The organism is Sphingomonas sp. CL5.1, from assembly GCF_013344685.1.
In the GTDB taxonomy this organism is placed as follows: domain Bacteria; phylum Pseudomonadota; class Alphaproteobacteria; order Sphingomonadales; family Sphingomonadaceae; genus Sphingomonas.
Genome location: NZ_CP050137.1, coordinates 907,769 through 930,655, shown reverse-complemented (window position 1 = coordinate 930,655; position 22,887 = coordinate 907,769). Strand labels below are relative to the sequence as shown.

21 protein-coding genes are annotated in these 22,887 nt (G+C 71.1%); 15 read left to right on the top strand and 6 right to left on the bottom strand.

Going from position 1 to position 22,887, the window contains the following annotated elements:
- Positions 1–10: 10 nt before the first annotated feature.
- Positions 11–1,210 carry an ADP-forming succinate--CoA ligase subunit beta gene (gene sucC / locus F9288_RS04665; protein WP_174835557.1) on the bottom strand — a complete coding sequence of 400 codons (1,200 nt, stop codon included), beginning with the start codon at positions 1,208–1,210 and terminating at the stop codon, positions 11–13.
- Between the two features lie 116 nt (positions 1,211–1,326).
- Between sucC and F9288_RS04660 the strand changes: the two genes are divergently transcribed.
- Complete coding sequence (locus F9288_RS04660; protein WP_174835556.1) at positions 1,327–4,038, top strand: ATP-dependent DNA helicase; 2,712 nt, start codon at positions 1,327–1,329, stop codon at positions 4,036–4,038.
- A gap of 15 nt (positions 4,039–4,053) precedes the next feature.
- A complete protein-coding gene (locus tag F9288_RS04655; RefSeq protein WP_174835555.1) occupies positions 4,054–4,593 on the top strand; it encodes a histidine phosphatase family protein in 540 nt (179 codons plus the stop codon).
- A 15-nt stretch (positions 4,594–4,608) separates the two neighbouring features.
- Here F9288_RS04655 and F9288_RS04650 read toward each other — a convergent pair whose 3' ends face one another.
- The gene (locus F9288_RS04650) at positions 4,609–5,124 is read right to left on the bottom strand and encodes a DUF177 domain-containing protein (protein ID WP_174835554.1); all 516 of its coding nucleotides are present in this window, start codon (positions 5,122–5,124) and stop codon (positions 4,609–4,611) included.
- A complete protein-coding gene (locus F9288_RS04645) occupies positions 5,121–5,642 on the bottom strand; it encodes a ubiquinol-cytochrome C chaperone family protein (RefSeq protein ID WP_254621076.1) in 522 nt (173 codons plus the stop codon). The genes F9288_RS04650 and F9288_RS04645 overlap by 4 nt, the downstream gene beginning before the upstream one ends.
- 112 nt (positions 5,643–5,754) lie before the next feature.
- Between F9288_RS04645 and F9288_RS04640 the strand changes: the two genes are divergently transcribed.
- A complete protein-coding gene (locus F9288_RS04640; protein WP_174835552.1) occupies positions 5,755–6,222 on the top strand; it encodes an outer membrane protein assembly factor BamE in 468 nt (155 codons plus the stop codon).
- Between the two features lie 121 nt (positions 6,223–6,343).
- Positions 6,344–6,841, top strand: coding sequence for an RcnB family protein (locus tag F9288_RS04635; RefSeq protein WP_174835551.1), 498 nt, complete (start codon positions 6,344–6,346; stop codon positions 6,839–6,841).
- 49 nt (positions 6,842–6,890) lie between these two features.
- Here the strand turns inward: F9288_RS04635 and rnk are convergent, their stop codons facing one another.
- A complete protein-coding gene (gene rnk, locus F9288_RS04630) occupies positions 6,891–7,304 on the bottom strand; it encodes a nucleoside diphosphate kinase regulator (RefSeq protein WP_174835550.1) in 414 nt (137 codons plus the stop codon).
- A 204-nt stretch (positions 7,305–7,508) separates the two neighbouring features.
- The gene (locus F9288_RS04625) at positions 7,509–7,955 is read right to left on the bottom strand and encodes an Lrp/AsnC family transcriptional regulator (protein WP_174835549.1); all 447 of its coding nucleotides are present in this window, start codon (positions 7,953–7,955) and stop codon (positions 7,509–7,511) included.
- Positions 7,956–8,075: 120 nt separating this feature from the next.
- On the opposite strand from F9288_RS04625, the gene alr reads away from it, so the two are divergent.
- The 11 genes from alr to F9288_RS04570 all read left to right on the top strand — a co-directional run bounded on the left by alr (position 8,076) and on the right by F9288_RS04570 (position 21,446).
- Positions 8,076–9,191, top strand: coding sequence for an alanine racemase (gene alr, locus F9288_RS04620; protein WP_174835548.1), 1,116 nt, complete (start codon positions 8,076–8,078; stop codon positions 9,189–9,191).
- Positions 9,188–10,441 (top strand): D-amino acid dehydrogenase, encoded by a 1,254-nt coding sequence (locus F9288_RS04615; RefSeq protein ID WP_174835547.1) that lies wholly within the window; start codon positions 9,188–9,190, stop codon positions 10,439–10,441. The genes alr and F9288_RS04615 overlap by 4 nt, the downstream gene beginning before the upstream one ends.
- A gap of 102 nt (positions 10,442–10,543) precedes the next feature.
- Positions 10,544–11,860 carry an amidohydrolase family protein gene (locus tag F9288_RS04610; RefSeq protein WP_174835546.1) on the top strand — a complete coding sequence of 439 codons (1,317 nt, stop codon included), beginning with the start codon at positions 10,544–10,546 and terminating at the stop codon, positions 11,858–11,860.
- On the top strand, positions 11,850–13,001 hold the full coding sequence (locus tag F9288_RS04605; protein WP_174838866.1) for a dipeptidase: 1,152 nt from the start codon (positions 11,850–11,852) through the stop codon (positions 12,999–13,001). The genes F9288_RS04610 and F9288_RS04605 overlap by 11 nt, the downstream gene beginning before the upstream one ends.
- A 4-nt stretch (positions 13,002–13,005) precedes the next feature.
- A complete protein-coding gene (locus F9288_RS04600) occupies positions 13,006–13,944 on the top strand; it encodes an ornithine cyclodeaminase family protein (RefSeq protein WP_174835545.1) in 939 nt (312 codons plus the stop codon).
- Positions 13,945–13,958: 14 nt separating this feature from the next.
- Complete coding sequence (locus F9288_RS04595; protein ID WP_174835544.1) at positions 13,959–14,636, top strand: response regulator transcription factor; 678 nt, start codon at positions 13,959–13,961, stop codon at positions 14,634–14,636.
- Positions 14,633–15,673: a sensor histidine kinase KdpD gene (locus tag F9288_RS04590; protein WP_174835543.1), complete on the top strand. Its 1,041-nt coding sequence runs from the start codon at positions 14,633–14,635 to the stop codon at positions 15,671–15,673. Before F9288_RS04595 ends, F9288_RS04590 begins: the two co-directional genes overlap by 4 nt.
- Positions 15,674–15,701: 28 nt before the next feature.
- Positions 15,702–16,817: an efflux RND transporter periplasmic adaptor subunit gene (locus F9288_RS04585; protein WP_174835542.1), complete on the top strand. Its 1,116-nt coding sequence runs from the start codon at positions 15,702–15,704 to the stop codon at positions 16,815–16,817.
- 9 nt (positions 16,818–16,826) lie between these two features.
- On the top strand, positions 16,827–19,904 hold the full coding sequence (locus F9288_RS04580; protein ID WP_174835541.1) for an efflux RND transporter permease subunit: 3,078 nt from the start codon (positions 16,827–16,829) through the stop codon (positions 19,902–19,904).
- Positions 19,897–20,196, top strand: a complete 300-nt coding sequence (locus F9288_RS04575; protein ID WP_174835540.1) for a DUF3240 family protein — start codon at positions 19,897–19,899, stop codon at positions 20,194–20,196. The genes F9288_RS04580 and F9288_RS04575 overlap by 8 nt, the downstream gene beginning before the upstream one ends.
- Positions 20,193–21,446, top strand: coding sequence for a TolC family protein (locus F9288_RS04570; RefSeq protein WP_174835539.1), 1,254 nt, complete (start codon positions 20,193–20,195; stop codon positions 21,444–21,446). Before F9288_RS04575 ends, F9288_RS04570 begins: the two co-directional genes overlap by 4 nt.
- 7 nt (positions 21,447–21,453) lie before the next feature.
- Here F9288_RS04570 and F9288_RS04565 read toward each other — a convergent pair whose 3' ends face one another.
- On the bottom strand, positions 21,454–22,845 hold the full coding sequence (locus tag F9288_RS04565) for an amidohydrolase (protein WP_174835538.1): 1,392 nt from the start codon (positions 22,843–22,845) through the stop codon (positions 21,454–21,456).
- Positions 22,846–22,887 lie beyond the last annotated feature (42 nt).

The following is a 22,887-nucleotide window of genomic DNA, read 5'->3' as shown; positions in this document are numbered from 1 at the left end:
CGCGCGCGGATTAGGCCGCCTTCTTCACCTCGGCGACGATCTTCCTCGCCGCATCGCCCAGATCGTTGGCCGGGACGATCGCGAGGCCGGAGCCGGCGAGGATCGCCTTGCCCTGCTCGACATTGGTGCCCTCGAGCCGCACGACCAGCGGCACCGAGAGGTTCACTTCCTTCGCCGCCGCGACGATGCCTTCGGCGATCGTGTCGCAGCGCATGATCCCGCCGAAGATATTGACGAGGATGCCCTTCACCGCCGGATCGGCGAGGATGATCTTGAACGCCGCCGTCACCTTCTCGGTGGTGGCGCCGCCGCCCACGTCGAGGAAGTTGGCCGGGAACATGCCGTTGAGCTTGATGATGTCCATCGTCGCCATGGCGAGGCCGGCGCCGTTCACCATGCAGCCGATGTCGCCGTCGAGCTTGATATAGGCGAGATCGTATTTGGAGGCTTCCAGCTCGGCCGGGTCCTCCTCCGTCTCGTCGCGCAGCTCGGCGAGGTCCTTGTGGCGGAACATCGCATTGCCGTCGAAGCCGACCTTCGCGTCGAGCACCATCAGCTTGCCGTCGTCGGTGACGGCGAGCGGGTTGATCTCGATCTGCGAGGCGTCGGTGCCGAGGAAGGCGTCATACACCTTCGAGGCGAGCTTCTCGGCCTGCTTGGCGAGGTCGCCGGTCAGGCCCAGCGCGTTGGCGACGGCGCGGCCGTGATGCGGCATGAAACCGGTCGCGGGATCGACGTCGAAGGTATGGATCTTCTCCGGCGTGTCGTGTGCGACCGTCTCGATGTCCATGCCGCCCTCGGTGGAGACGACGAAGGCGACGCGGCCGGTGGCGCGATCGACCAGCACCGCGAGGTAGAATTCCTTGGCGATGTCCACGCCGTCAGTGACGTAGAGGCGGTTGACCTGCTTGCCGTGCTCGCCGGTCTGCACCGTGACGAGCGTGTTGCCGAGCATGTCGGCGGCGGCGGCGCGCACTTCCTCGGCCGTTTTGGCGAGGCGGACGCCGCCCTTGGCGTCGGCCGGCAGCTCCTTGAACTTGCCCTTGCCGCGGCCGCCGGCGTGGATTTGCGCCTTGACGACATAGAGCGGCCCCGGAAGCTTCTTCGAAGCCTCGACCGCCTCGTCGACGGTCATCGCGGCATAGCCGGCGGGAACGGGGACGCCGAACTTCGCGAGCAGTTCCTTGGCCTGATATTCATGGATGTTCATGGGATGCGTGGCCTCACCATATAGGAAACGGGCGGCCTAAAGCACACGGGGGGACGGGAATCCACCCCAAGGTGCATGGGCTGGCGTGGGTTTCGCATTTGTTCTAACCGGCGGTCGTGACCGTTCTCCCTTATCCCGCGCTGCATGCCAGCCATTCCGGCGTGTGGATCGCCGAGGCCGGGAAGGTGCGCGCGATCGGGCGCGGGGAGGCGATCCGCATCGCCGCCGATACGCCGGTGATCCTGCTCAACGCGCCGTTGATCGGGCAGCGACTCGGCTATGGCGAGCTTTCGGGGCTGGACCTGCTGGAGCTGTTCGCTTTCCTGCGGCCGGCGCAATTCATGGTGCCGACGCCCAAGGGGCTCGCCGCCGCCGCCGGGCTGGAGCCGCCCGAGAATGACGCGGCGGTCGCGCCCTTCCTGCTGGCGGCCGCAGCGCGGCTGCTCGCGATTCCCGAGGGCGACTGGCCCGAGCGTGAGGGCGCATGGACCGCTGCGCAAACGCTGTTCCGCCTGCGCTGGCCGTGGGCACCACTGCTCGCCGACCGCATCGTGCGGCCGCGCGATGCGGAGCGCTGGCTGTTCTCACGTCTGCCGGAATGGGAGGAAGCCGCGCCGCGTCCGATGCCGCGCACGATCGCGCTCGACGGCGATGCGGTGCAGGAGCGGCTGGCGCGCCTCACCGGCGCGAACCGCGAGCCGCGCCCCGGCCAGCGCGCTTATGCCGATGCCGCCGCCGATGCCTTCGCCCCGCGAGTCGCGCGCGAATCGCCCAATCTCGTGCTGGCGGAGGCGGGGACGGGGATCGGCAAGACGCTCGGGTATCTCGCCCCCGCCTCGCTGTGGGCGGAGCAGGCGCAGGGCGCGGTGTGGATCAGCACCTATACCAAGGCGCTGCAACGCCAGCTTTCGCACGAGACGGTGCGGCTCCATCCCGATGCGACCGTGCGCAAGGCGCGCGTCGTCACCCGCAAGGGACGCGAGAACTACCTTTGCCTGCTCAACCTGGAGGATGCGTTGCAGGGCGGGTTCTCCGGCCGCGCGGCGATCCTCGCGCAGATGGTGGCGCGCTGGGCGGCCTATAGCGCGGATGGCGACATGGTGGGGGGCGACCTGCCCGGCTGGCTCGTCACCCTGTTCCGCCGCAACGGCACGGCGGCGCTGACCGACCGGCGCGGCGAGTGCGTCTATGCCGGCTGCCCGCATTACCGGAAATGCTTCATCGAGCATGCCGCGCGCGCCTCGGTGGAGGCGGATATCGTCATCGCCAATCATGCCTTGGTGATGGTCAACGCCGCGCGCGGGCGGGAAACCGCGACTCGCCCGACGCGCTACGTGTTCGACGAGGGCCATCACCTGTTCGACGCCGCCGACGCGATGTTCTCCACCGCGCTGACGGGGCAGGAGGCGATCGAGCTGCGCCGCTGGGTGCTCGGCCCGGAGGGAAGCGGGCGGGGGCGGCGGCGTGGGCTGGCGGCGCGATTGTCCGACGTGGCGAGCTATGACGAGGCGGGCGGGCGCGCCATCGGAGACGCGGTGACGGCGGCGCAGGCGCTGACGAGCGACGGCTGGCTGGCGCGGCTGGCGGAGGGCGCGCCGTTCGGCCCGGTCGAGGCGTTGCTCGCGGCGGTGCGCGGCGTGGTCTATGCCCGCGCGGAGCAGCCGGGCGATGCTGGCTATGGGCTAGAGACCGAGATCGCCGAGCCGCCGCCCGCGCTGATCGACGCCGCCGGCCCGGCCGCGCAGGCGCTCGACGCCTTGCTCCGCCCGTTGGTGACGCTCGGCAAACGGCTGGAGGCGGTGCTGGCCGAGGCGCCGGACTGGATGGATGGGCAGGCGCGCGCGCGGATCGAGGGCGCGATCGCCTCGCTCGGCTGGCGCGCGGAGACGGTGGCGGCGTGGCTGTCACTGCTCGCGCGGATCGGCGGGCCGGCCGATGCCGATTTCGTCGACTGGCTGGCGGTGGACCGGATTGAGGGGCGCGAGTTCGACATCGGCCTCCACCGCCACTGGCTCGATCCGACGCGGCCTTTCGCGGAGGTGGTGCTGAAGCCCGCGCACGGCGCGCTCGTCACCTCCGCCACGCTCACCGCCGGGGGCGACTGGCACACTGCGGAGGCGCGGGTCGGCGCGCCGCATCTCTCCATGCCGCCGGAGCGATTCGAGGCGGCCAGCCCGTTCGATTACGCCGCCTGCGCCGAGGTGCTGATCGTCACCGACGTGAAGCGCGGCGATCAGGCCGCGCTCGCCAACGCCTATGCGCGGCTGATCGAGGCGGCGGGCGGCGGCACGCTCGGGCTGTTCACCGCGATCCGCCGGCTGCGCGGCGTCCATGCCGCGATCGCCGACCGGCTGGCGCGCGCCGGCCTGCCGCTCCACGCGCAGCACGTCGATCCGATCGACACGGGCACGTTGGTCGATATCTTCCGTGACGATCCGCACGCCTCGCTGCTCGGCACCGATGCGTTGCGCGACGGCATGGACGTGCCGGGCGATTCGCTGCGGCTGGTGGTGATGGAGGGCGTGCCGTGGCCCAAGCCGAGCGTGCTCCACGCCGCGCGGCGGCTGGCGGGCGGCGGCAGCGCCTATGACGACCGCATCGTGCGCGCGCGGCTGGCGCAGGCGTTCGGGCGGCTGATCCGCTCGGCGCGGGATCGCGGGGCATTCGTGTTGCTCTCGGCGGCGATGCCGTCGCGGCAGCTTTCCGCCTTCCCGCCGGGCGTGGCGATCGCGCGCGTGCCGCTCGACGAAGCGATCGCGCGGGTGCGGCAGCGTCTTTCCTCCGGCGCGCGTCTGGGGCATGAGGCTGCTCCCGCCGACCCGAACTGACGGAGAATTCCCCTCGTGAAGACGCTGACGCTGCTGCGCCACGCCAAATCCGGGTGGGACGATCCGGTCGCGCGCGATTTCGATCGCCCGCTGAATGCCAAGGGGCATCGCGCCGCCAAGGCGATGGGGCGGCACATGCGCGCGCTCGGCCTCGCCTTCGATCATGTCGTCGCCTCGCCGGCGGTGCGCGTCGTCGAGACGATCGGGGAGGTCGCCGCCGGTTATGGCGCGCCGATCGACCCGGCGTGGGACCGGCGCATCTATCTCGCCTCCTCCGCGATGCTGCTCGACGTGGTGCGCGAGACGCCGGGCGATGCGGAACGTCTGCTGCTGGTCGGCCACAATCCGGGGCTGGAGGATCTGGTGCTGCTGCTCGTGCCGCACGGCGGCGGGGCGCTGCGCGAGGAGGTGGAGGAGAAATACCCCACCGCGACGCTGGCGGAACTCACCTTCGACATCGACGACTGGGGCGATGCCGCGCCGGGCCGCGCGACGCTCACCCGATTCGTCCGCCCGCGCGATGTGGACGCCGCGCTGGGGCCGGGGGCGGACTGAGCGCGACTTTTCGCGCTACTTCCCCAATTTCCCCTTCAACGCCGCGAGCGCGCCGAACGGGCCGGCCTGATCCTCCGCCGCCACGCCGGCCTCGCGCAGCGCCTCCGCCGCGCGCGGGCCGCGCGGAAAGGGATCGAGCGCCAGCGCCAGCGTCTCCGCCGCCGCTTCGCCGAGGTCGATCGCGCCGCCCTCGATCTCGATCGTGTCGAGCGCGTTCTCGTCCAGCTCGATTTCCTCGCCCGATTCGCCTGGCGGGACGAAGCGCAGCGCGACCGCCTCGTCCACCGTCGCCGGCAGCGGGTCGCCGGTCACCGAGCACGCCTGCGTCACCGCCGCCGTGACGCGGCCGTCGGCGCGGATGCCGGCGATGTCGCGGCGGATCGTGAAGGTCGCCTCCAGCCGCTCGATCCCGACCAGCCCGAAGCGCGCGGCGAGCCGGCGGCGTTCCCCGGCGTCGGCGGAGATCGTCACCTCGCGCGGCTCGCCGCCGATCGTGTCGAGCCGCTCGGGACGGGAAAACTCCGGCATCATGGCAATTCTCCCCGGTCGAGCGCGTCGAGCGGCACCGCTTTCAGCGCGGCGTGGAACGCGAGCAGACGGTCGCGGACATGCGCCACCGCGGCAGCGGCGGGCGGTTCGCCCCGCCACAGGTTGCGCGCCAGCGCCTCGTCCAGCGTGCCCTCGGCCACACCCTCGCGATAGGCGCCGAGCCGCCCGCCGAGCATCCCCATCATCCGCCCGACCTGCTTGCCCACCACCATGTCGCCGAAGCCGATCTGGCGCACCTGCGCGTCCATGTCGTCGATAAACCGCTCGGTGAGGTGCGCGCTCATCTGCGCCGCCGCCGGATCGTCCTCCAGCCGCAGCAGCACGAAGGCGGCGATCGCCGCCACCATGTCGAATCGCCCGTCGAGCGTGTCGGGCACCGCGCCCTCCAGATACCAGTGCGGCTGGCGCGCGCGCGCCACCACCGCCCGATACAGCGGCAGCGCCGCATCCCGGTCCGGCGTCTTGCCGAATCTGCCGCGCAACCTGTCGAGGAATCCCACGCCTGTTCCCGTCCTTCTCGTCATTGCCTTGTGTCGTCCTGCCGCCCGGCATATTGAGGCGTTCGGCTGCGGACGCAATGTGCCGCGCAACCGTCACGTTCGCGGAGTATCCATGCGCCAACCCATCCTGATCGCCGCGCTCGCTGGGATCGTGCTCGCGGGCTGCACCCCGCTCCGCTCGCATCAGGGCTATGTCGTCGATGCCGATCTGGTGAATTCGATCCAGCCGGGGGTCGACAATCGCGATTCGGTGCTCGCCACGCTCGGCCACCCGACCTTCGCCGCGCAGTTCAACCAGGGCGACTGGTATTATATCTCGCGCGACAGCCGGAACCTCGCCTACAATCTGCCGAAGGTGAAGGACCAGCTCACCATGCAGATCAGCTTCGATCGCAACGGCACGGTGACGGCGGTGCGCCGTTCAGGCAAGGAGCAGGTCGCCTCGATCACGCCGATGAAGAAGACGACGCCGACGCTGGGCCGCAAGCGCAGCTTCTTCTCCGACCTGTTCGGCAACATCGGCGCGGTCGGCGCCGCCGGCATGGGCGGCCCGACGCCCGGCGGGCGTGACACGCCGTAACGCGCCACCTTGCTCCTTCCTGACCAACGCGTTCGCAGCGCATTCAGCGGCGCGTTGCGATAAGCCGATCCGTCGCGACGCGGCGTTCTCGCCGTGCCGCCGAGGGAAAAGGAGAACGATAATGCGTAAGTTGATGATCGGCGTGCTGATGGCCGCCACCGCCTTCCCGGCGGTCGCCTCCGCGCAGACCTATCAGGATTTGCGCCGCGACCGCCAGGACGTCCGCCAGCAGCAGCATGAGCTGAACCAGGCGCGCCGTTACGGCGACCGCCACGACGTGCGCCGCGAGCAGCGCGACCTGCACGACGCGCGCCGGAACCTGACGGAGGACCGCAACCGCGTCTGGGCGCGCGACGACTGGCGCGCGTGGCGCAACCAGAACCGCTCGCTTTATGCACGCGGCAACTGGAGCGCGCCGTTCCGCTACCAGAATTTCCGCGTCGGCACGCGGATCGCGCCGAGCTATTACGGCCAGCGTTACTGGATCGTCGATCCGTGGCGCTATCGCCTGCCGCCGGCGCATCCCTATACGCGCTGGGTGCGCCATTATAACGACGTGCTGCTGATAGACTATCGTCGCGGTGTCGTCGTGGACGTGATCCGCAACTTCTTCTGGTAAGAAGCGGATCGAGCGGCCGCCGGCACCAATCGCCGGCGGTCGTTTCGCGTCACGCCGCCCCGGCCGTCTGCGTCACCTTGACGATGGTGAGCGCGCGGCGATGCCCTTCGCGATCGGGCCACAGGATCGACTGGCCCTCGCGCAGCCCGATCAGCCCCGCGCCGACCGGCGTGAGGATCGAAACCCGCCCGGCCGAGATATCGGCTTCCTTCGGCCAGACGAGCTGCACGATGCGCGTCGCGCCGTTCGCCTCGTCGATGAACTCGACGCGGGCGTGCATCGTCACCACGTCGCGCGGGATGCGCGCGGCGGTGTGGACATTGGCGCGGCCGATTTCCTCCAGCAGCATCTCGCTGACCTCGGGCAGGCGATCCTCCGCCCCGATCGCCAGATCGGTCAGCCTGTCTGCCTCAGTATCGATCATGTGGATCGGCGGACGTCTCGTCGCCTTGCTGCTCGTCATGGTGCTCTTTTCCGCGAATGAGGGATCGCGCGCGTCTGGCGCGCTGCCGGTCGGGTGCCCCGGGTTCGGGGCATGTCGCGCCGGAACCCGGGGCTAGATGCCCGCGAGAAGCTGCCCCCCGTGGCGGCGGAAACGGAAAAGACGGCGGCTGGCCTGCATCGCGCGATGATGTCGCGCGCGCCGCCGCGAGTCAAACGCCGCCGTTCACGCCCGCCGGTTGCCGCGCATCGCGAAGCTGGAGGTGATCCGCGTGACGCCGGGCAACCGCGTCAGCACGTCGCGGTGGAAGGCGGCATATTCCTCCATCCCCGCGATCTGCACGCGCAGCACATAATCCCCCGCGCCGGTCATCAGATACCATTCGCGCACTTCGGGATGGTGGCGCAGCGCGCGCTCGAAGCGGACGAGATATTCCTCGGTCTGCCGCTCCAGCTCGACCTGCACGATCGCCACCGTGCCCTCGTCCGGCCCCGCCCCGGCGACGATCGCGGTATAGCCCCGGATCACGCCCGATTGCTCCAGCAGCTTCACGCGGCGCAGGCAGGCGGAGGCGGAAAGCCCCACCGCCTCGGCCAGCGCGCTGTTGGTGATCCGTGCGTTGAGGCGAAGCTGCGTCAGGATGCGGCGATCGGCGTCGTCGAGGGTGGACATGCAGGATATGCCATCTGATCGAAGATTCTGCGACATAGCCGCGTTTCGAGCAGCATTGCACGTCAAATCGGCGAAAGATTCGCGCCGATCGCTGCCATTCTCCGCCGCGGAGGATGCCCGATGGCGAATGACGTCTGCGCGACCGGCTCGAGCCGGCTGACGATCGATCTGGATGCGATCCGCGCCAATTACCGCCTGCTCGCCGCGCGCGTCGCCCCCGCCGCCTGCGGCGCGGTGGTCAAGGCCGACGCCTATGGCCTCGGCGCGGCGTGGGTCGCGCCGGTGCTGCGCGATGCTGGTTGCGGCATCTTCTTCGTCGCGCAGCTTTGTGAGGCGATCGCGCTGCGCGCGGCGCTCGGCACGGCCGGCGACATCTTCATCCTCAACGGCCTCGATCCGGGATGCGAGGCTCTATGCGCCGATCGCGGCTTCGTGCCGGTGCTCAATTCGGCCAGCCAGGTCGCGCGCTGGCGCGCCCTTGCCCGCGAACGGGGCTCGGCGCTGCCGGCGGCGTTGCAGATCGACAGCGGCATGTCGCGGCTCGGCCTCGACGCGGCGGCGGTGGAGGCGCTAACGGGCGACGCCGGCTTCGCGCGCGAGGTGCCGCTGCGGCTGCTGATGACGCACCTCGCCTGCGCCGACGAGCCGGGCAATCCCGCCAATGCCGCGCAGCTCGCGCGATTCGCGGCGGCGCGCGCGCTGTTCCCCGGCGTCCCCGCCTCGATCGCGAACAGTGGCGGCTCGTTCCTGCCGGACGGCTTCCATTGCGACGTCGCCCGCGCCGGCATCGCACTCTATGGCGCGCCGCCGAGCGCGTTGGCCGAAGGGTTGCGTCCCGTCGCGGCGCTGTCGGCGCGCGTCATCCAGATCCGCGAGATCGGCGCGGGCACCGGTGTCGGCTATGGTCTCGATTATGTCGCCAGCGAGCGTCGCCGGCTCGCCACGATCGGCATCGGCTATGCCGACGGCTGGCCGCGCCATCTGAGCGGCCGCGGCGCGGCCTGGCATCGCGGGCAGCGGTTGCCGATCGTCGGGCGCGTCTCGATGGACAGCCTGACGGTCGATATCTCCTCGCTGCCCGACGATGCGCTGGCGGAGGGCGATTCCGTCGAATTGCTCGGCCCGTCGCAGTCGCTCGACGACGTGGCCGGCGATGCCGGCACGATCTCCTATGAAATCCTCACCCAGCTCGGCCGGCGTCACCGGCGCCTTTATGTCGATGGAGCGCAGCAATGAGAGTGATCGTCCTTGGCGCCGGCGTGATCGGCGTCACCTCGGCCTATTATCTGTCGCAGGCCGGGCACGAGGTGACGGTGATCGACCGGCAGCCCGGCCCGGCGCTCGAAACCAGCTTCGCCAACGCCGGTGAGGTCTCGCCCGGCTACGCCTCGCCCTGGGCAGCGCCGGGCATCCCGCAGAAGGCGGTGCGCTGGCTGCTGATGAAGCATGCCCCGCTGATCCTGCGGCCGAAGCCCGACGCGGCGATGCTGCGCTGGCTGGCGATGATGCTGCGCAACTGCACCGAGGCGCGCTACGCGCTCAACAAGAGCCGGATGGTCGGGCTGGCCGAGTTCAGCCGCGACGAGCTGAAGCGGCTGCGCGGGACGCTCGGCATCGCCTATGACGAGCGGGAGCAAGGCACGCTCCAGCTTTTCCGCACCGAAAAGCAGCTTGCCAGCGCGGCCAAGGACATGGCGGTGCTGGACGATTTCGGCGTGGACTATGAATTGCTCGACCGCGCCGGCTGCGTCGCCGCCGAGCCGGGCCTCGCCGCGACCAGCGACAAGTTCGTCGGCGGCCTGCGCCTGCCCGGCGACGAGACCGGCGACTGCCGCATGTTCACCCGCGCGCTGGCCGAGCGGGTGGCGGCGGCCGGGGTGGAGTTTCGCTACAATACGACGATCGAGGCGCTGGAGCGCGATGGCGGCCGCGTCTCCGGCGTCAGGACCAACGCCGGCGTGGTGCGTGGCGATGCGTATCTCGTCGCGCTGGCGAGCTATTCGCCGCCGCTGCTCAAGCCGTTCGGCCTCACGCTGCCCGTCTATCCGGTGAAGGGTTATTCGATCACCGTCCCGGTCGCCGATCCCGAGCGCGCGCCGGTATCGACCCTGCTCGACGAAAGCTACAAGATCGCGATCACCCGGCTCGGCGACCGGGTGCGCGTCGGCGGCATGGCGGAAATCTCGGGCTTCGACCGCGGCCTGCCAGCGCGGCGGCAGGCGACCTTGCTCCATTCGCTCACCGATCTGTTCCCCGGCGGCGCGAAGGTCGATGGCGAGACGAATTTCTGGAGCGGCCTGCGCCCGATGACGCCGGACGGCCCCCCGGTGATCGGCGCGACGCCGGTGGCGAACCTGTTCCTCAACACCGGCCACGGCACCTTGGGCTGGACGATGGCGTGCGGCTCCGGCCATCTGATCGCCAGCCTGATCGGCGGCACGGCGGCCGCGGTCGATCCGGCCGGGCTGGGGATCGATCGCTACTAGCGCAACGGGCCGTGTTCACTTAGCCATGGTGGTGTGAACAGGGTCATCAGGCATTCGCTTCGGCGGTTTTCGCGGCTGGCGTGGGGGATAGCGGCGATCGGCATGGTCGCCGCGCCGGTGGCGGCGGCGGAGGGCGATCTGACGCTCTATGCCGACGCCACCGTCATCGACGGCACCGGCGCGCCCGCTCGTCCGCACGAGGACATCCTCGTGCGCGGCGAGCGGATCGTGGCGGTGGGGCCGCGCGGGTCGATCGCCGGGGGGGCGGCGGCGCGGCGCGTCGATCTCGCCGGGCGCTATGTCATCCCCGGCCTGATCGACAGCCACGTCCATCTCGCGACGCCGCCGAACAACACCCGCGCCAGGGCGCTGCTCCGCCGCGACCTGTTCGGCGGCGTCACGGCGGTGCGCGACATGGCGGACGATCTGCGCCCGGTCGGCGAGCTGAGCCGCGGGGCGCTGACCGGGGAAATCCCCGCGCCCGATATCTATTACGCCGCGCTGATGGCCGGGCCGCCCTTCTTCCAGGACCGGCGCGTGCTGGCGGTGTCGGTCGGGGCGACGCCGGGCAGCGCGCCGTGGATGCAGTCGATCGACGACGCGACCGACCTTCGGACGGCGGTGACGCTGGCGCGCGGCACCGCCGCGACGGCGATCAAGATCTACGCCGACCTGCCGCCCCATCTGGTCAAGGCGATCGCCGAGGAGGCGCATCGCCAGCATATCAGGGTGTGGGCGCACAGCGCGGTCTTCCCCACCCGCCCGGCCGACGTGATCGCCGCTGGCCCCGATACGGTGAGCCATGTCTGCTATCTCGCCTATCAGGCGGAGCCGGTGATGCTCGCCTCTTACGAGGATCACACGCCGGTCAACGAGGCGCTGCTGGCGAAGCAGGGCGACGATCCGGTGATCGCCGGCCTCTATCGCGAGATGCTGAAGCGCGGCACGATCCTCGACGCGACCGGCAGCCTGTTCGTGCGCTACGATGCCGAGCGCAAGGCGCATCCGGAGCGGCGCCCGCTGCGCTGCACCGGCCCCGCGACGATCCGGCTGACGCAGCAGGCATGGCGCGCCGGCGTGCCGATCTCCACCGGCACCGATCACAATTATGGCGCGGACCAGCAATGGCCGGAGGTGCATGACGAACTGCTCTTCCTCGCGCACGACGTCGGGATGCCGCCGCTTCAGGTGATCCGCTCGGCGACGCTGGTCGGCGCGCGGGCGGCGGGGCAGGGCGACGAGATGGGATCGGTGGAAAAGGGCAAGCTCGCCAATTTCGTCGTGCTGACGCGCGACCCGCTGGCCGACATCGCCAATATCCGCGCGATCGAGATGACGGTGAAGCGCGGCCGCGCCTGGCCGCGCGCCGATTACCGTCCGGTGACCGGGGTGGAACTGGGGGATGACGATGGCGATTGATCGACGCGCGTTCGTGACGCGGGCAGGGGCGCTCGCGGCGCTGGGGATGGCGTCCGCGCCGGTGCTGGCGGCGGAAGGGGCAGGCGATCCGATCGCGGGCTGGCCGATCGCCGACTGGATCATCGTCAATGCGCTCGGCGGGCTGGGCGACCCCAATCACCCGACCAGCGACACGCGCAGCGCGATCACCCCGCGCGTGCTGGCGGAGGCGCACGCCTCCGGGCTGACGGCGGTCAACGTCACGCTCGGCTATGTCGCCGGGCCGGAGGAGCCGTTCGAGGCGACGGTGCGCGACATCGCCACGACCGACCGGATGATCCGCGAGAATCCGCGCGACCTGATGAAGATCCTGTCCGCCGCCGATATCCGCCGCGCCCATGCGGAGAGAAAGATCGGCCTGCTCTACGGCTTCCAGAATTGCGCGATGATGGGGAAGGACGCGACGCGGGTCGACGTTTTCACCGATCTCGGCGTGCGCGTGTTCCAGCTCACCTACAATCCGGCCAACCAGATCGGCGATGGATCGATGGCGCCGGAGAATCGCGGGATCACCCCGTTCGGCCGCGAGGTGATCGCGCGGCTGAACGATCGCCGGGTGATGGTCGATCTGTCGCACAGCGGCCAGCGGACCTGCCTCGAGGCGGCGCGGGCCTCGCGCGCGCCGATCTCGATCAATCACACCGGCTGCCGTGCCGTCACCGATCTGCCGCGCAACAAGACCGACGAGGAATTGCGGCTGGTGGCGGAGAAGGGCGGCTTCGTCGGCATCTATTTCATGCCGTTCCTCGACAGGACCGGCCACGCCACCGCCGCAGAGGTGGTGGCGCATATCGATCATGCGGTGAACGTCTGCGGAGAGGATCATGTCGGCATCGGCACCGATGGCACGGTGACGCAGATCGACGATCTCAAGACCTATGGCGCGATGCTGGCGGCGGAGAACGCCCAGCGCCGCGCCGCCGGGATCAGCGCGACCGGGGAGGGGCCGGACACCTATCCCTTCGTCGTCGACCTGCGCGGGCCGGACCAGTTCTGCAAGCTCGCGCGGCTGCTGGCGGCCAAGGGCTATCCGCCGCGCCGGGTGGAGAAGATCCTCGGGCTGAACTTCCTGCGCTACGCCGAGGAAATATGGGGCGGCTGACGCGATGATCGTGATCGGTGCGGAGGAAGTCGCGCGCAGGCTCGACCATCCGGCGTGCATCGCGCTGATGCGCGAGGCGATGATGGCGCTGTCGGGCGGACGCTCGAAGCAATTGTTGCGCGGGATCATCGATCTCGGCGGCGGCGATGCGTTCGGCGTGATGCCCGGCGCGCTCGACGGCGCGGGCTTCGGCGCGAAGCTGGTGAGCGTCTTCCCCGCCGCCGCCGCGCGGGGGCGCTCGCATCAGGGCGCGATCCTGCTGTTCGATCGCGGAAGCGGCGCGCCGGTGTGCGTCGTCGATGCGGGCGAGGTGACGGCGATCCGCACCGCCTGCGCCTCCGCCGCCGCGACCGATGCGCTGGCGCGCGCCGACGCGTCGCGGCTCGCCATCCTCGGCACCGGCGAGCAGGCGTGGCAGCACGCGCTGGCGATCCGCCACGTCCGCCCGCTGGCGCGCATCGCGATCTGGGGCCGCGACAGGGAGGCGGCGGCGGGCCTTGCCGGGCGGATCGCGGACGCGCTCGCACTGCCGGTGGAAGTCGCGCCGACTCCCGCCGAGGCGGTGCGCGATGCCGATATCATCTGCACCACCACGGCGGCGGCGGAGCCGATCCTGCGCGACGACGATATCGCCCCCGGCACGCATCTCAATGTCGTCGGATCGAGCCGCGCCGGGCCGGCGGAGATCGACAACGCGCTGGTCCGCCGCGCGCGCTTCTTTCCCGATCACCGCGAGGGCGTGCTGGCGCAGGGCGCGGAATTCCTCCGCGCGAAGGCGGCCGGGCTGGTCGATGACGATCACGTCCTTGCCGAGATCGGCGCGGTCTATGCCGGCATCGCGCCGGGCCGGCGCGACGCGCGGGAAGTGACGATCTACAAGTCGCTCGGCTCGATCGTGCAGGACCTCGCCTGCGCCGCGTGGCTCTATCGCACGGCGGCATAGGTCGCGGGCGGACGATGGCGCGCATCCTGATCGTGGAGGATAATCCGCGCCTCGCCGCCCTCATCGCCGGCGGGCTGGGCGAGCGCGGCCACGTCTGCGACGTCGCGCACAGCCTCGCGGCGGCCGACGACGCGCTCGGCATCGCCGCGTTCGACGGCCTCGTGCTCGATCTCGGCCTGCCCGATGGCGACGGGCTGGAATGGCTCGCCCACCGCCGTTCCGCCGATGCGCCGCCGTCGCTGATCCTCACCGCGCGCGACGCCTTGGAGGATCGCGTGAAGGGGCTGGACGCCGGCGCCGACGATTATCTCCCCAAGCCGTTCGCGATGGACGAGCTGGCCGCGCGGATGCGCGCGATGCTGCGCCGGCCAGGCGCGCGGCAGGAGACCGCGCTGGCGGTCGGCGCGATCCGCTTCGACGCCGCCGCGCATGTCGCCACCGCCGGCGACGTCACGCTCGATCTCACCCGGCGCGAGACGGCGCTGCTCGAACTGCTGCTGCGCCGGGCGGGACAGGTCGTGCGGCGGCGGGCGATCGAGGATGCGCTCTACACGTTCGACGAGGCGGTGACCCCCAACGCGATCGAGGCCACCGTCTCGCGGCTGCGGCGCAAGCTGGAGGAAGCCGGGGCGAGCGGCTGCCTGCACACGATACGCGGGGTCGGCTACCTCCTGCGCGAAGGCGCGGCGTGACGCCGGTGCCGTCGATCATCAGCCGCCTGACGCGCAGCCTCGCGCTGGTCGGCGGGCTGGGCGCGCTGCTGTTGCTGGTTTTCATCGGCATCGAGTTCCGCCTCACCTTCAGCGACGCCTTCAACAACCTCTCCAACCGCGCCGCACTGGTGGAGGTGTTCCATCAGCTCGCGGAGCATGTGCTGCTGCCGATGGCGGTGCTGATCGTGCCGATGGCAATGGCCGGGCGCTGGGCGATCACCACCTCGGTGCGCCCGCTGATCGACGCCGCGCGGACGATCGACGCGCGCACCGGCGACGCGCGCGGGGTGCGCGTCGACACCACCGATTTCCCGATGGAGGCGCGCCCCTTCGCCGACGCGATCAACCGCGTGCTCGATCGCGTCGATCGCACCGCCGGGATGCACGAGGCGTTCGCGGCGGACGTGGCGCACGAATTGCGCACGCCGCTCACCCTGCTGTCGCTGGAGCTGGACCGGCTCGATCACCCGGAGGCGCATCGGCTGCGCGGCGACGTGGCGCAGATGCGGCGGCTGATCGACCAGCTCATGCTGCTCGCCCAGATCGACGCCGATCGCGCGGCGCAGCTCAAGCCGGTGGCGGTGGACCTCGCCGATATCGCGGCGGCGGTGATCGCGCGGCTCGCCCCGATCGCCTTCGATCGCGGGGTGCGGATCGAGCTGGAGGCCGACGCGCCGGTGCCGGCGCGCGGGCGCGGCGAGGCGATCGCGGCGGCGCTGCGCAACCTGATCGAGAATGCGCTGCGCGTAACCCCGGAGGGCGGCCGCGTGACCGTTCGCGTCACCGCCGACCGGGTGATCGCGGTGCGTGATGAGGGCGCGGGGTTGAGCGAGACGCGGCTGAGAGAGCTGGTGGAGCGTCATCGCCGCGCCGATCACGCGAGCAAGCATGGCGCCGGGCTGGGGCTGGCGATCGTCGACCGCATCATGCGCGCGCACGGCGGCACGCTGAGCGCCGACGGGGAGCGGCGCGAAATCCGGCTCGGCTTCCCGATGGAGCCGGCGTCGTCAGATTGACGTCAGTAACCTGTCCTAGCGGCGGGACATGGAACGTCGCACCTGGATGATCGGCGGATCGGCCGCCGCCGCGCTGGCGGTCGCCGGGTTGTGGTGGCTGTCGCCCGGCGCGAAGCTGGCGACGCCGGCCGATGGGCCGCCCGCCGCCGCGAAGCGCGCGGACTTCATCACGCTGCGCCCGGATCAGATGCGCGCACTGGGGCTGGAACTGGCGGTCGCGGAGGCGGCGGCGACCGTTCCCGTCGCGGTGCTCCCGGCGCGGATCGTTCCGCCGCCCAATGCCCGCGTCGCGGTCGCCGCGCAGCTTGCCGGAGTGGTCACGCGGGTGTTCGTGGTCGACGGGGAGGAGGTGCGCGCCGGCCAGCCGCTCGCCACTGTCGCCAGCCGCGACATGGTGGGCCTCAACGCCGATCTCGCGCGTGCCCGGTCGCGTCAGGTGCTCGCGCGCGCCGACGCGGCGCGGCTGGCGCGGCTTTCCCGCGAAGGCATCATCGCCCCGGCCCGCGCCGATCAGGCCAATGCGCTCGCGCGGCAGAGCGATGTGGACGTCGGCGAGCAGGCGCGGCTGATCGCGCTCGCCGGCGGGGCGCATGGCGGCGGCGCGGGCTATACGCTCGTCGCGCCGATCACCGGCCGGATCAGCAGCATGACCGCCGAGACCGGCAAGGCGCTGGATGTCGGTGCCGCGCCGTTCGTGATCGACGGCGGCGGCGCGTTGCAGGTGACGGCGCAGCTCCCCGAGCGGCTGTTCGGCACCGTCCGCCCCGGCATGCGCGTGCGGGTCGGCGATCATGGCGTCGGCACGGTGCTGGCGGTTGGCGGCGCGCTCGATCCAGAGACGCGCTCGACCACCGTCACCGCCAGCCTGCCGGCCGCGCCCGGCGTGGTTGCCGGCGGCGCGATGCCGGTGACGATCGATGGCCCGGCCCCGGCGGGCGCGGTGAGCATCCCCGCGCGATCGGTGGTCGATATCGACGGCCGCGCGACGGTGTTCGTGATCGCGCGCGGCGGGGTCGCGACCCGCGCCGTCAGCACCGTCCACGGCGCGGGCGACCGCGCCATCGTCACCAGCGGCCTGCGCGCGGGCGAGCGCGTGGTCAGCGCCGGGCTGAGCGAGCTGAAGATGCTCGCCGCCGCGAACTGAGGGCGGGCGATGCTGCGCGGGCTGGTCGCATGGGCCTTGTCGTTCCGGCTGCTCGTCGTCGCGGCGGCGTTGGCCGTCGGCGCGCTGGGGGCGTGGACTTTCGCCACCCTGCCGATCGACGCCTATCCCGATATCGCGCCGACGCAGGTGAAGATCGTCCTCAAGGCGCCCGGCATGACGCCCGAGGAGGTCGAGACCCGCGTCATCGCGCCGATCGAGCAGGAGATGCTCGGCATCCCCCGGCAGGCGGTGATGCGGGCGACCGCCAAATATGCGATGGCCGACCTGACGATCGACTTCGACGACGGCACCGACATCTATTGGGCGCGTCAGCAGGTGAGCGAGCGGCTGGCCGGTGTGATGGGCGATCTGCCCGCGTCGATCGGCGGCGGGCTGGCGCCGATCTCCACCCCGCTTTCCGAGCTGTTCATGTTCACGATCGCCGGCCCGCTCAGCCTGGAGGAAAAGCGCACCCTGCTCGACTGGACGATCCGGCCGGCGCTGCGCACCGTGCCGGGGGTGGCGGACGTCAACGTGCTGGGCGGCTATGTCCGCACCTTCGAGGTGCGGCCGGACCCGATCGCCGTCGCCTCGGCCGGGTTGACGCTGGCCGAGGTGAAGGCGGCGATCGAGGCGGGCAACCGCAACGACGGCGCGGGGCGGCTGGGCAACGGCGAGGACGCGCTGATCGTCCGCGCGGTCGGCGCGATCCGCACCGTCGCGGACCTGGAGGCGCTGGTGATCCGCGCGCGCGACGGGCACGTCCTGCGGCTCGGCGATATCGCGAGCGTCGGCACGGGCAGCCTGACCCGCTACGGCGCGCTGAGCGGCGATGCGCGCGGCGAGACGGTCGAGGGGCTGGTGGTCGCGCTGCGCGGCGCCGATGCGCGCAAGGTGGTCGCAGGCGTCAAGGAACGGCTCGCGGAACTGTCGCGCGGCCTGCCGCCCGGCACCAGGATCGACGTCTTCTATGACCGTTCGGACCTGATCGCCCGCGCGGTGGGCACGGTCGAGCATGCGCTGCTGGAGGCGACGGTGCTGGTCGTCGTGTTGCTGATCCTGTTCCTCGGCGACTGGCGAGCGGCGGCGATCGTCGCGGTGACGCTGCCGATGGCGGCGCTGGTCACTTTCCTCCTGATGCGCTTCTGGGGGCTGACCGCCAATCTGATGAGCCTCGGCGGCCTCGCCATTGCGATCGGGATGCTGGTCGATGGCGCGGTGGTGGTGGTGGAGAATGTCGTCGAGCGCCTGTCCCATGCGCACGACGGGGATGGCGCGCCGCGCCTCAACCACGTTTTCCGCGCGACCGGCGACGTGGTGGTGCCGGTCTCCGCCGGCCTGCTGATTATCGCGCTGGTGTTCCTGCCGCTCGTTTCGCTGGAAGGGCTGGAAGGGAAATTGTTCGCACCGGTCGCGCTCACCATCATCTTCGCGCTGGTCGGCTCGCTGGTGCTGGCGCTCACCCTGGTGCCGGTACTCGCCTCGTTCGGGCTGAAGGCGGGCGCCCATGCCGATCCGTGGATCATGCGCGTGCTGACCCCGCGCTACCGCGCGCTGCTCGCCGCCGCCTTCGCGCGCAAGCGGCTGGTCTATGGCGTCGCCGGCGCTGGGCTGGCGGTGGCGGTGATCGCCTATGGCGCGGTCGGCAAGACCTTCATGCCGCAGATGGACGAAGGCTCGGTCGTCATGCAGACGGTCAAGAACCCGAGCATCGGCCTAGCCCATTCGGTGCGCGGCGACACAGCGGCGCAGCGCGCGCTGATCGATCATGTCCCCGAGGTGGAGCGTGTGATCTCGCGCGTCGGATCGGACGAGCTGGGGCTGGATCCGATGGGCCTCAACGAAAGCGACGCCTTCGTCACGCTGCGTCCGCGCGCGGAATGGCGCGGCACGAAGGAGGAGATCGTCGAGGCGATGCGCGCGGCGATGCAGCGCCTGCCGGGGATCGAGGCGAGCTTCACCCAGCCGATCGAGATGCGCGTTTCCGAGATGCTGACCGGCGCGCGCGGCGATCTGGCCGTCAAGATCTTCGGGCCGGACGGCGCGACGCTCGGCCGCCTGGCGGGGCAAGTCCAGCGCGCGCTTCAGGAAACGCGCGGCGCGACCGAGGTGATGACCGTCGCCAACGAGCGCGTCGATTACCTCCAGATCGATATCGACCGGCTGGCGGCGGGACGCGCCGGCTTCTCGATCGAGACCATCGAGGATGCGCTGCGCATCCAGCTCGAGGGGATGCGCACGGGGATCGTCGCGGAAGGCGCGCGGCGCACGCCGATCGTGATCCGCGGCGGCGATGCGCTGCGCGACGATCCCCGGCTGTTCACCGACCTGTTGCTGCGCTCGCCGGAGGGTAGGACGGTGCGCGTCAGCGACCTTGCCGCGATCCGGCCGGTGGCGGGGCCGGTGAAGATCGATCACGAGAACGGCTCGCGCTATGCGCTGGTGCAGGCGTTTGTCGCCGGTCGCGATCTCGTCGGTTATGTCGAGGACGCTAAACGGGCGGTGGCGGCGAAGGTGGCGCTGCCGGCCGGCTACCGCCTCGTCTGGGGCGGGCAGTTCGAGAACCAGCAGCGCGCCGCCGCGCGGCTGTCGCTGGTGGTGCCGGTCGCGCTCGTCCTGATCCTGGTCGTGCTGCTCGTGACGCTCCGCTCGCTGCGCGCATCGCTGCTGATCCTCGTCAACATCCCGTTCGCGATGGTCGGCGGGATCGTCGCCTTGTGGCTGTCGGGGCAATATCTGTCGGTGCCCGCCTCTGTCGGGTTCATCGCGCTGCTCGGTATCGCCGTGCTCAACGGGCTGGTGCTGGTCGCCTGTTTCCGCCAGCTCCGCGCCGACGGCATGGCGATGGTTGAGGCGGTGCGCGTCGGCGCCGAGCGGCGACTGCGCCCGGTGCTGATGACCGCGAGCATCACCGCCTTCGGGCTGGTGCCGCTGCTATTCGCCACCGGCCCCGGATCGGAGATCCAGCGGCCGCTGGCCATCGTCGTGATCGGCGGGCTGGTGACGTCCACGTTGCTGACGTTGATCCTGCTGCCGATGCTGTTCGAGCGGTTCGGCGAATCCGCGCGGGAGCGCGGCGATGGCTGAGTTGCTGCTGACATTCCACTGCGCCGCGAGTGACGCGGCGCCGATCGCCGAAGCGCTGCATGCGGCGGGCGAGGGGCCGGTACATGTCCGTGCCGAGGCGGTGCTGGGCCGCGACTTCTCCGACGCCACCACCGCCGAGCGGGTCACCGGGCGGCTCGATCGCCGCGCGGTCGAGCTGATCGTCGCGGAGAGCCGGCTCGCCATGCTGGTCGCTGTGGTGGAGACGTTGCGGCGCGGCGGCCCGGTGCGCTGGTACGCGACCCCGGTTATCGCGCGAGGCAGGTTGGCATGAAGCATCTGTTGTGGCTGGCGCTGGCCGCGAGCGCATCCCATGCCGAGCCGCGCGACGCGCGCCGGTCGCTGCCGCCGCCCGAGACGGTGCGCGTGGCGCTCGACAATCACCCCGCCGTGCTGGCCGCCGGACATCGCGTCGGGGTGGCGCGCGCGCAGGCCGGGGCATTGGCGAAGGGCAGTCACGAGATCGTGCTGACGGGCAGCGCCGTGCGCCGCAGCGTCGATCGCGAAGGCGATTATGCCGAGTTCGACGCGACGCTCACCCGCGCGGTCCGCCTGCCGGGCAAGGCGGCGCTCGATCGCCGCACCGGCGAAGCGGGCGTCGCGGCGGCGCAAAACCGCATGGCCGATGCGCGCCACCAGGCCGCGCTGGAACTGGCGCGCTTGTGGCTCGACTGGATCGGCGCGACCGCGCTGGCCGACAGCGATACGCGCAATCTCGCCAGTCTGGAGCGCGAGGCGGGGGCGGTCGAGCGGCGCGCGCAATTGCGCGATGCCGCCGCGCTGGATGTCGATCAGGCGCGCGCGGCGGTGGCGCGCGCGCGGGGGCAGCTTGCCGAATCGAGGGCTGCGCTGGCGGAGGCGGAAGCGACGCTGCGCGCCAATTTCCCCTCGATCCCGCTGCCGCAGGCCGCCCCGGCGCCTGCCGAGCCGGACGAACCGGCGGAGGGCTTCGCCACGCTCGGCCGGCTGGTGATCGAGCGCAGCCACGAGATCGAGGCCGCGCAGGCGGAGGCGGACCGGCTCGGCTTCGCCGCGCGGCGCGCGCGGGCGGATCGTGTCGCCGACCCCTCGCTCGGCGTGCGCGCGTTCAGCGAACGCGGCGGAATGGAGCGCGGCATCGGGCTGGTCGCGTCCATGCCGCTCGGCGGAGGCTATCGCCGCTATCTGGCCGACGAGGCGGCGGCGCAGTCATCGGCGGCGGTGAGCGATCTCGCCGCCGTCCGCCGCTCGATCGCGGCGATCGCGGCGGCGGACGTCGCGCTGGCGCGCGGGCGGATCGACGGCTGGCGATCGCTGCGCGAGGCGGCCGCCCGCGCGCAGGCGGTGGCCGAGCGCACGCGCACCGGCAACCGGCTCGGCGCGATCGACCTCGCCGAGCTGCTCTATGCCGAGCGACAGGCGAACGACGCGCGGCGTGAGGAGATCCGCGCGCGCGTCGAGGCGCTGCGGGCGGTGCTCAGGCTGGAGATCGATTCCCACGTCCTCTGGATCGACGAGGACGATCATGCCGATGGGCACGCCTGACCGGTAATTATTTCGCCGTCACGCCGTTGCCCGCCACCCCCAGCACCGCCAGCGCCAGCGTTTCCGCGCCGCGCTTGATCGTCGGCTCGGGCACCGGCGCGAAAAACGGCGAGTGGTTGACCGGCACCGGCTTCCCTTCCGCCTTGTAGCGCGCGATCATCGCCGGATCGTAGCCGCCGACCGCGAGGAAAACGGAGGGCACGCCGGCCTCGATGAACGCGGCATAGTCCTCGCTGGCGTTGCCGCCCGGCATGGTCGTCGGCACGAAGGCGACATCCTTGCCGAACGCCGCCGCGAGCACGGAAGCGGTGCGCGCCGACAGCGCCGCATCGTTGTTGACCACGCCGGTGCCCGCCGGATGCGCCACCGCCGGTTCTGGTGCGCGCGCCATCTCCGCCACCGCGCGCGCGGTGCGGGTGATGCCGTCGAGCAGCAGCTTGCGCGTCGCCGCATCGCGGGAGCGCACCGTCAGTTGCAGGTCGGCGTGATCGGGGATGATGTTGCCGACCGTCCCGGCATGGAAGCTGCCGACCGAGATCACGCCGAACAGGTTGGGATCGCGCTCGCGGCTGATGATCGTCTGCACGTCCATCACGAAGCGGCTGCCCATCACCACCGGATCGATGCTCTTGTCGGGCATCGAGCCGTGCGCGCCGACCCCGTTGAAGGTGATGTTGACCTTGTCGGAGGCGGAGGTGACCGCGCCTTCCTTCACCACCACGCGGCCGACCTGATCGGGGCCGACGTGCGCGGCGAAGCCGTAGTCGGGCTTCGGCCAGCGCTTGAATAGCCCGTCCTCGATCATCGCCTTGGCGCCGAGCAGCGTCTCCTCGGCGGGCTGGCCGATGAACATCAGGGTGCCGTGCCACTGGTCCTTCATCGCCACCAGCGCGGTCGCCGCGCCGATCCACCACGCCATATGGCTGTCATGCCCGCAGGCATGGTCGACATAGGTCAGCTTGCCGTCGACCGTCTGCTGCGCGCGGCTGGCATAGGGCAGGCCGGTCTTCTCCTCCAGCGGCAACGCGTCGAGCTCGGTGCGCACCATCACGACCGGCCCCTCGCCGTTCTTCAGGATCGCGACGATGCCCGTCTTGCCCACCTTCTCCGTCACGGTGAAGCCCAGCCTGCGCATCTCCGCGGCGAGGATGCCGGCGGTGCGTACCTCCTGGAAGCTCACCTCCGGATGCTGGTGCAGATCCTTGTAGAGCGCGTCGAGGTGCGGATATTGCTTGTCCAGCGATGCGGCGATGCGCGCCTTCGCCGCCGCCACGTCGAAGCCGGGCGCTACCTGCGGGATCGACGTCACGGGGGCGTCGTCCGGGATCGAGGGCGTGATCTGCGCCGTCGCCGGCAGGGCGGCAAGGACGGTGGCGAGCATCAGCAGGGTCTTGCGCATCGAAAACTGTCGTCCGGTTGGTTCAGGGAAGGATATCTTATG